The sequence below is a fragment of the Streptomyces sp. NPDC029044 genome (assembly GCF_040637495.1).
Classification (GTDB): domain Bacteria; phylum Actinomycetota; class Actinomycetes; order Streptomycetales; family Streptomycetaceae; genus Streptomyces.
Genome location: NZ_JBEZWN010000121.1, coordinates 1 through 8,750, shown reverse-complemented (window position 1 = coordinate 8,750; position 8,750 = coordinate 1). Strand labels below are relative to the sequence as shown.

At 66.5% G+C, this 8,750-nt stretch carries 6 protein-coding genes; 1 reads left to right on the top strand and 5 read right to left on the bottom strand.

What is annotated here, in order from left to right; genetic code table 11:
- Positions 1 to 64 precede the first annotated feature (64 nt).
- The gene (locus tag AB0E85_RS39130) at positions 65 to 496 is read left to right on the top strand and encodes a hypothetical protein (protein ID WP_361937536.1); all 432 of its coding nucleotides are present in this window, start codon (positions 65 to 67) and stop codon (positions 494 to 496) included.
- Between the two features lie 230 nt (positions 497 to 726).
- On the opposite strand, the gene AB0E85_RS39125 is transcribed toward AB0E85_RS39130, so the two are convergent.
- The 5 genes from AB0E85_RS39125 to AB0E85_RS39105 form a co-directional block, all read right to left on the bottom strand.
- The gene (locus tag AB0E85_RS39125) at positions 727 to 963 is read right to left on the bottom strand and encodes a colicin immunity domain-containing protein (protein ID WP_361937535.1); all 237 of its coding nucleotides are present in this window, start codon (positions 961 to 963) and stop codon (positions 727 to 729) included.
- Positions 964 to 1,013: 50 nt separating this feature from the next.
- Positions 1,014 to 1,523 carry a hypothetical protein gene (locus tag AB0E85_RS39120; RefSeq protein ID WP_361937534.1) on the bottom strand — a complete coding sequence of 170 codons (510 nt, stop codon included), beginning with the start codon at positions 1,521 to 1,523 and terminating at the stop codon, positions 1,014 to 1,016.
- Between the two features lie 39 nt (positions 1,524 to 1,562).
- Complete coding sequence (locus AB0E85_RS39115; RefSeq protein WP_361937533.1) at positions 1,563 to 2,048, bottom strand: hypothetical protein; 486 nt, start codon at positions 2,046 to 2,048, stop codon at positions 1,563 to 1,565.
- Positions 2,049 to 2,330: 282 nt separating this feature from the next.
- Positions 2,331 to 3,023 (bottom strand): hypothetical protein, encoded by a 693-nt coding sequence (locus AB0E85_RS39110; RefSeq protein WP_361937532.1) that lies wholly within the window; start codon positions 3,021 to 3,023, stop codon positions 2,331 to 2,333.
- A 6-nt stretch (positions 3,024 to 3,029) separates the two neighbouring features.
- On the bottom strand, positions 3,030 to 8,750 hold a 5,721-nt coding region (locus AB0E85_RS39105), incomplete at its 5' end, for an RHS repeat-associated core domain-containing protein (RefSeq protein WP_361937531.1).

Genomic DNA, 8,750 nt, shown 5'->3' with positions numbered 1-8,750 from the left:
GCAGGGGCCAGTCTCACCCGTTCGATGACGAGTCAGCGCACGCGAAGCGGGCTGGACACCCTCCGTGACCGCTCCCCAAGATCTGTGCCAGAACCTGAAACTCGTCTACATACTCACCCCTCGTGTGAGTGCAATGGTCGTACCGGAGAACGACACAGCTCGGCTCGGCGACCGCTTACGCGGCGAGGACGTGCCGCAGCTCCCGTACGGCTCGTTCGCGGTGGTGCTGGGCAGCGCTCGCCTCGTGCAAGTTCTGGACGCTGCGGTGGACCAGGCCGGTGTGGTAGCCGTCCGGCAGTCCTGCCAGGGCGGCGACTGTACGGCGGCACGCCTGTTCGCTGTCGCCGTCGTGATGAGAGCACGCTGCGGCGTCGATGTGCAGCAGGGTGCTGATCGGCGCGGACCGTTCCAGGGCGCGCTGCTCGCCGCGCTGGAGAGGGGCAGGGTCGGCGGGGCCCGCGTACTGACGTCGGCATTCTGGCGTACATGGTGCTGACCCGTGAGCGCCGGGAGCTGACGCGCGAGCGGCGGTGATCGACGGGCAGGGTGCCCACGGCGCCGACAGCTGTTGGGCGGCGAATACAGACTCGAGCGCGGCCTGGCGCCGCCGGTAGGGAAAGGCGGTCGTGCCCGTTCTGGACAGGCGGAGCAGTTCGCAGGTGGGCCCCTGCCGATGACTCGAACGAGTCATCGGCAGGGGCCCACCTCCTCAGAGTGCCCTAATGGTCATAGCCTCCGGCAGGCGTCGAGGAAGGTCCGTGCTGCGGCCAGAAGTTCGACCTCTGTCACGTCTCCGGGGTCCCGCGCGGTCACATCGGCCACGAAGTCCTCGACGACGTAGAACAGTTCGTTCAGCACGGCGAAGTCCTTGTCGGAAATGTCCCGCAGATAACGGAACTCGGACCAGAACGTCGACTCGAATTCCAGCGCGTCGATCTGTCCGGAGACGAAGAGTTCAGCCATGGCCACGTAAGGCGCGAGTGCCGCGTCCCCTCTCGCGGTGCCCGTGGTCGTCATTCCTGGTTGCCGGTGCCACCACCCGCCGGATCTGATACGAGCGCCCGGAGTTCATCAAGGACCGGGTTCTCCGCAAGAGCGGGACGGCTCTCCACCAGGTATGCGACGCCGGAGGCGACGAAGGAGCGCACCGCGGCGGTGTAATTCTCGACCGGGCATTCCGGCGGCACGGCGGGTGTTCGGTGCGACGAGGTGAACCTGACCCGATCGCCCACGAGTTCGAGGTGAATCACGTAGGAGTTCTCGGTGAAATTGATCTCCGCCGAGCCGCCCGCGCGCAGCTCCTGCAGGGTGTATGCCAAGGTGAACATGATGTCGACCAGTGGTTCCCGTGTCGCGGACAGAAACGCGGGCCCGCCCACCCTGAAGTCGATCTGGTACGCGAACCATCTGTAGCGCAGGTCCGTTGCGCTGAGGGTGGCGAGCCCGATCAGCCCATCCCGCCAGGCACGCGCGGCGCCAGCAGGAATGTCCATGTCGCTGTCGGGTGTGAAGCCGATGTGCATCAAGTCATGTCCTGGCCAGGAAGCGTGTGTAGCTTGCGATCAGATGCCCGCCAGTTCTCGTAGTGAACTCATCGCCGGATTCCGGGCCAGTGCCGGATAGTGATGTTCGAGGTACTCCACACCGGCGGTGATAAATGACTGTGCTTCAGATACGTACTCGTCGAACGGGCAGTTCGGATGAGGCGTCGGCACACCACGCGTCGAGGTGAACTGCACCCGATCGCCCACGAGTTGCAGCTGGATGACGTAGGTGTTCTCCGTGAAATCGATCTTCGCCGTCCCGACGGTCCGCAGGCTTTTCATCGAGCGCCCCAGACTGAACATGATGTCGATCAATGGAGGGCGAGCGGCCGAAAGGAACGCGTGCCCGTCCACGGTGAAGTCGACCGGGTACTCGAAGAACTCATAGCGCAAATCTGTCGTACCGAGAGTCGCCAGGTCGATTCGGCCGGCCTCCCATGCCTTCTCATAACCGGACCCGATATCCCTGCGACTGTCGGGCGTAAAATTGATCTTGGGGGGCATTTGTCAGTGCTTCCTTGTGAGGTCCGTGTCTGCCGACGACGGTCGCGTAGGAGTTGCCCCGCTCCGCACCCGCCCCCGGCTCAGGCCGTGATCTAAATAGGGTGAGCGGTACGCAGGGTGCCGTCGTCGAAGAGGTTCTCGGGTCCTGGTTCCGGGCAAGTCGGGACGTCATCGACGATGATCCTATGAAGACCGATCTGGATCTGGAGCCTCCTGTGGATGCGAGAGGACCCGTAGTGCCGGAAGAACTGTCGGCGCTACGGGCCCTCATGGGAGTTGTGCCTACAAGTCCGCGACCGAGAGGTACGGGTAAACCTGGATCCTGGTCACGCGGTGGCCCGGCGTACCGGTGTGGTGCACGTCGAAACCGGAGGCCTCGGCCGAGGCACGGATCGACAGCCGTGACGTGTCCGGGAACGTCAACTCGGCGACCCTGCGGTCCCCGTGCGTCCACGTGCACGCCAGACGGCGTGCCGGGGCGTCCCACTTCAGGGTGACGGCATGACCGTCGCCTCCTTCAACGAAGACCCGGCCGCGCTCACGCGCGTCGTGCGCGTCATCCCCGCCGTCCGCCGACGTCGGCTCCACGCCGAAGTTCGACATGAAGTCGTCTGCCGCCGGCAGTTCGAGGGGGCCGTGGTTTTGACGCCACCGGTCCTCGAACACGGCCAGCGCGCCGGGCTCTCGCTCCAGCAGCGTGTCGTAGTGCTCGCCGTCTTCGACGAGTTCCCGGTAGCCGGCCAGGAACTGCAGGATTCCCTCGTCCGGCAGGGACGTGTCGACCCGCCAGCCCGCGGGCAGTTCCGGGTCGTCGACCTCGAAGTCGGACAGCTCGGTCCAGACCGGAAGCCGGTGGTCGTCCCGTACGAGGACCATGAGCTGGCCCTCGTAGCGCGAGACGCCCAGGACGCCGTAGCTGCGCTCCGCGGTGAACGAGGAGTCGTCGTCCGCGTGCTTTCTGCGACGAATGATCATGGTGTCTCACTTGAACTTGTAGTCATCGACTTCACTGGTCCGGGGATTGTAGACGTAGTGGATCTCGATGCCGTCGATGTTCTGGGTCATCTTCTGCCAGCCCTCGTCGCCAGGCCAGCGCTGGTCGGTCATTCCCTTCTTCAGCGGCACGACCCGTGATCTGGGGCCGGCGGGGTCGGACATCACCTGCTTCATCGCGATCTGTTCCTTGAGGTTGCGCGCCTCGGTGCGGCCCGTGTTGCCCCGGCCCAGAGGCTTGGGGGCGTCCGGGTTCACCCCGACGCCCTCGGGCTTCTTCTTGGCGGCCTCCGCGGCGTCCGCCACCCGCTCCAGGTCCTTGAGCTGGTCGGGCAGCTTCATCGCGTCGCCGATGATCGGCAGGAAGCCGGCCATCCCCAGCAGCGTGCCGGTGTTGTCGCCCTCCTCGGCTGAGCGCTTCACGTCGTACGCGTCACAGCCGGAGCCGACGATCGGAATCCAGCCGCAGCCGATGAGCAGCAGTTCCTTGATCTGCTCGGGGTTGCCCTGTTCACCGATCAGGCCCGGGCAGGCCGGGTAGCCCGAGGCGGTGCCGCCGCAGCTGTTGCCGGTGTTGGTGTTGTTGTCGGTCATGGGCGGTGCGCCACCGGTTGTGGTGCACTGGTTCATGCCCATCGCGTAGTAACAGGTCGTCGTGCCGGTGCTGGCGTAGGTGGCTGTGCCGGTCCCGCCGCCACCGCCACCGCCACCGCCACCGCCGCCGCCACCGCCGATACTGGAGATAGCGTCGCCCACGACGCCGAGCACGGCTCCGACCGTGCCGCCGATCACGGCGCCGATGATGCCGAGCAGGTCGCCGAGGCCGCCGCCGCCCTTCTTGAGGCCGGTCGGGTCGCTGTAGGTGACGGGGCTGTTGTCCGCGTAGGCGTAGCCGTTCATGGACTGGTGCTGGTCCAGGGAGAGCACCGGGTCGACGCTGACGAACTGGCCGATTCCGGGGTCGTACTCACGCGCTCCGACGTGGGTGAGACCCGTGGCGGCGTCGGCCGGCTTGCCCAGGAAGCCCTTGTCGTCCGGCCATGTGGTCGCCTTCGGGCCGCGCGAGGCACCGAACGGCGACGTGTAGCGCTTGACGACGGCGAGTGTCGTGGCGTCCATGGCGATTGAGGACGTGCCGTGGTGGTCGGCGGCCAGGAAGCTCAGTTTGCTTCCCGATATGCCGCTCACAGCGGTCCGGCATGCGATGTTCTGGCCGTTTGCCGCGTAGTAGCGCGTGCCGGAGAGGGTCTTGGCCGTCCCCTTGACCGTCAGGCGGACCTCGGTGGCACCGAGGTACAAGACGGTGTCGCCGTCTCCCTTCGCACGACGGATGAGAAGCTCACCGTCGGCGTCGTAGAGGTAGCTGGTCTCGGCCGGCCCCTCTGTCGTCCTGGCCAGCTTGCCCTCGGCGTTCCAGTCGAGGGACTGCTGGGCCGTCGGTCCGGGCCGCTTGGTGGTGTTGCCGGTCTTGTCGTACTCGTACGTCCGAGTGGTGCTCCCGGTCGTCGTCTTGGTGAGGGGGTGCGGCTGGCTGGTGGGCGTGTTGCCGTAGGAGTAGTCGGTCGTGGTGTCGCCCGAGGCCGTGTGCTTGGTCTCGGTCTTGCGCTGACCGGCCTCGTTGTAGGTGTACGACGTCCAGTACGGTGCCGCACCGTCGATGTTCGCCTGGGTGCGCCCGGCAGCCGCGCAGTCGGCGGTCTTCGGCGTCCAGGCCTCGGTCAGACGGCTGTGGCCGTCATAGGCGAAACACTGGTAGTCGGGTTTGGTGGTGCCGCCCTGCGTGGTGCCGTCGAAGATCGACGTGACGTTGCCCGCGGCGTCCTGCTTGAACTTCAGCTCCTGCGGCATGTAGCCGTGCACGTCGTCGGTGACGTAGGAGCTCACAAGGCGCCGAGTTCCGGCCTCATATTCGTAGTTGAGGTACGCCTTCTTCGCGGTGGCCGTGCCGTCCCTGCCCAGAGCGAGCTGACGCAGGTCACCCTGCGGCGAGAACGTGGCGCCCTGCAGATATCCGCTCGTTCCCTTGGACGTGAGCTGCTGACCGGTCGCGTTGTAGGTGTAGGAGACCGTCTCGGCGGGCAGTCCGCCGACCGCGGGCTGCGCGGCCTGCGAGACCGTGCCGTCGAGGCGGTAGCCGGTGGAGAATGACAGCGTCTTCGGGACGCCCGCCTTCACCAGCTCGTCGTCGTCCGGCAGCGAGAACTGGGTGCTTTCGACCTGGTACTGCGCCGAGTACTTGGTGACCGTCGCGGTGTACGCCTTGCCGGTGGCACCCCCGTCGTAACGGGTCGCCGTGTCCTGGTGCCCCTTGGCCAGGGTGTCGAAAGTCCACGCCGCCAACTTGTTGGCGTCGGTCTTGCTGGCTTTCCACAGGCCGGTCCTGCGGCCGAGGTCGTCGTACTCGGTGAGAAGGCTGCGTCCCTCCGAGTCCGTCGACTTGATCTGCCGGTCCAGCGTGTCGAACTCCGGCTGTGTGGTACCGGTGTCCGGGTCCGTCGACTTGCGGACACGGCCGAACAGGTCGTACTCGTAGGACCACGTGGCCTTGTCCGGCCCGGTGATGGTCTTCTGCAGACCGCCCGGAGTGTAGGTGTAGCCCGTGGTGGTGTAGGCGCCTTCAGGCTTGGGACTGCCGTACTCGCGACGCTCCGTGGTCTGCCCGAGCGCGTTGGTCACCACCGCCGTGGCCTGGCCACCGGCCGGCGCGGTGCTGGTCACGGTGTCGCCGGTGTAGGTGTTCTCGACCGACCAACGTGTGACGCCGTGGGTCTTCATCACCTCCTTGAGGACCCGGCCGGCACCGTCGTATGTGGTGTCGGTCTGCTTGGGTGCCTGTCCGCCGTCGATCTGGACCGCCTCGCCTGACGGCGTGGCCTGCTCGTCCCAGATGTCGGACTGCCTGGAAACCGCCAGCCCCCGAGAGTCGTACAGGGTCTGGCTGATCAGCTGCCCGCCGACCGGGGTGGGCGACTGCACCTGGTGCGTACGCAGCAGCGAGTCGAAGATCTCGTAGGTGGTGTTGTAGCCGGAGCCGTCGCCCTTGAGGGTGCTGGTGGCCACCCACGGCATCGCCGAGTTGGTGACCTTGTACTCGTAGGTGTGGTTCGGCGTCTTGCCCAGTGCTCTGGAGCGGTTGGGCAGCCAGAGCTTGGTGAGTCGGCCCAGGCTGTCGAACTCGGATTCGGTGATCTTGCCGTTGGGGTCGGTGACCTTCATGGCCGAGCCGGTTCCGATGTCCACCTTGGTGGTGGTCTTGAACTTCTTGGCGTCCTCGGTCGAGGTCGCTGTGAGCGGCCCGGTCCCGGCGGGTGTGTAGGTCGCGCTGGTGGTCGGCAGGTTGTTGGTGTTCTTCACAACCAGGGCGCGACCCAGCGCATCGAAGGTCGTACTGCTGGCCTTCTGCCAGGCGGGGATGCCAGCCGAGTACGACTTGGCACGGCCGGTCCAGGAGGCGTCGCCTCGGACCGGCTTCTGTGAGGCGCTCCAGCCGGTCGCGGCGGGGTCGTCGTAGACGATCGCGGTGTCCTCGATGACGTCACCGGGACGGGTGTTGTCTGCGGGCAGGTCGAGCGCCGAGTCCGTCACCGAGCAGAGCTTCGCGACCTTGCGGGTGCGCGAGGCGAGGGAGTTGATGCCCTGGTCGGCGTTGCGGGCGTACCAGGTGCGCGTGCAGGTCTCGTCGCCGCTGACCGCGTCGTCGCCCTTGTCCTCGATCGTCTCGGGCATGCCGTGGTCGTCGTACGAGGTGGCGGTGGTGCGGACGCGGTCCCTGGCGGTGCCGCCGGACGTCACACGGGTGCGCTCGTGTGTGGCGGCCGTGCGCACGTAGTACGCCTCGGTGTCAGCGTAGGACTTGTGCTGGGTCGCGGTGCGCTCGGACCACGGGTCGGCGACCGATCCGGAGACCTCGGCCGTGCCGTCATACGTGACGGTCTCGCGCACGAATCCCGCGTACTGGTCCGAGTCGGTGATCTCGCCGGCCTTGATGCCGGTCACCTTGACGGTTTTGCGCTTGTCCGGGTCGGGCGTCTTGCCGTCCGGGCCAAGGACGCGGTCGCCGTGCATACCGCGCAAGTACACCGTGACCGTCTTGGACTGGGTGCCCTCGCTGACGCCGGTGAGGTGCGTGACTTTCTCGAAGCCGCGCCAGAGGGACCAGGTGCGCTTCTTGGCCGGCGTCATCGGGTCGTCGTTGTAGTGCCAGGCGCCGCCTCCGGAGTACTGGTAGCTGTGCTGGACAGCCTCGGAGCCGCCGAAGGGGTCCGTCGTCGAGACCGCGCTGACCGGGTACTTCTGGAACCAGTCGAGGATCGGCTCCTGTTCGCCGTTGGGCGACCACTTGACCGGGTAGCAGCGCTTGGTGTTCTCGTCGACCTTGGGCATGGTCTGGCCGTACACGCAGTCGGCCTCCATGTAGGACACGATCGTCTGGGCGCCGGCCTCGGAGACGATGGTCTTCAGCCGGGGCTTCTCGAACGACAGGATGTTGTCGGAGGGGCCATCGACCCGGTTCGGCCTGAACTCGTGAGTGAATGTCACCGGGTCCATGGCGAGGTCGGTGCCTCGCTTGCCGATATGTGTGATGGAGTCGAGCCACAGCGACTGATCGGCGGAGTCACCGGTGTCGCCCGGGTCCAGGTACCGCTGCTTGAACGACCAGCCGTCGATCGCTGCATACGAGGGCGTCGCGGCGGCGGCGTCCCACGCGTAGGTGGTGACACCGGTCATCCGCTTGCGGGTGAAGAACGAGGGGCCCACGTTCCCGGTGCACTTGTCGCCGTCCTTGCAGACGGAGTCATAGGGCACGTCAGGCCAGTTGTCCCGCTTGTCCTCGGTCAGCGCGTCACAGCCGGTGCCGCTCGCGATGCAGCGCTCAGCGTAGGAGAAGACCACCTTGTTCGAAGCCGCCGGAGTGGCGGAGAACAGGGCACCCTTGCGCTGGCCGTAGCGGATGTCCTTCAGATAGCCGCCGCGGGTGTACGCAGTGCCGGTGGTGTCGTCACCGAGCTTGTCGTAGTAGTTGACCTCGTCCTCGTACCAGTACGTGGAGGAGTTGCCGTGGGTGTCCTCGACCAGGTCGAGGTTCCAGCGCCAGGCTTGCTTCTTGTCCCGGCCCGAGAAGCTCGAACCGTCGGAGTAGCCCGGCTCGCCCTCGTCGTCGCCGAACACCGGCACGGTCCACACCGACTTGGTGCGGTCGTCCGTACCCGCGCCCGGCAGCTTGTTCAGGCCGAAGGTGTAGACGGTTCCCTCACCGGTGGTCACCGTCCAGTACTCGCCGTTGTCGTCACCGTTGTCGGCGCCGGTGCGCTGCTCGACGGTGGAGGCGTCGTCGTTCTTCAGCCGCCACTTGCCGCGGGTGTCGTCCTTGACCAGCTCGGTGGCCTTGCCGTTGAGCACGATCGAGGCGTTGTCGTACTTCCAGCACAGGTCGTACTTGTCGTCCTGGCCGTCGTCGTCGCATGAGCCGTACTGCCGCTCGATGTACGACGAGGTGATGTCGAAGCCCTCGCCCAGCGCCGTGCCCTGGTTGTTCGTCGTGGCGGTGCGGCCGTCCACGCTGCCCGAGTCGTAGGAGATCTCCAGCTGCGGCTGCGGACCGGCCGCGGCCGGCGGGGTGCGCAGCGGATACGACCAGGTGAACGTGCCGGACGAACCGCCCGCCTCCCAGGTCGAGGACGCCGCGAGCGGAGTCGCCCCTAGATCACC

Bases quoted from the DNA above. Each gene is read 5' to 3' on its own strand.
- AB0E85_RS39125 (WP_361937535.1), bottom strand. From the start codon at position 963: ATGGCTGAACTCTTCGTCTCCGGACAGATCGACGCGCTGGAATTCGAG.
- AB0E85_RS39115 (WP_361937533.1), bottom strand. From the start codon at position 2,048: ATGCCCCCCAAGATCAATTTTACGCCCGACAGTCGCAGGGATATCGGG.
- AB0E85_RS39110 (WP_361937532.1), bottom strand. From the start codon at position 3,023: ATGATCATTCGTCGCAGAAAGCACGCGGACGACGACTCCTCGTTCACC.
- AB0E85_RS39120 (WP_361937534.1), bottom strand. From the start codon at position 1,523: ATGCACATCGGCTTCACACCCGACAGCGACATGGACATTCCTGCTGGC.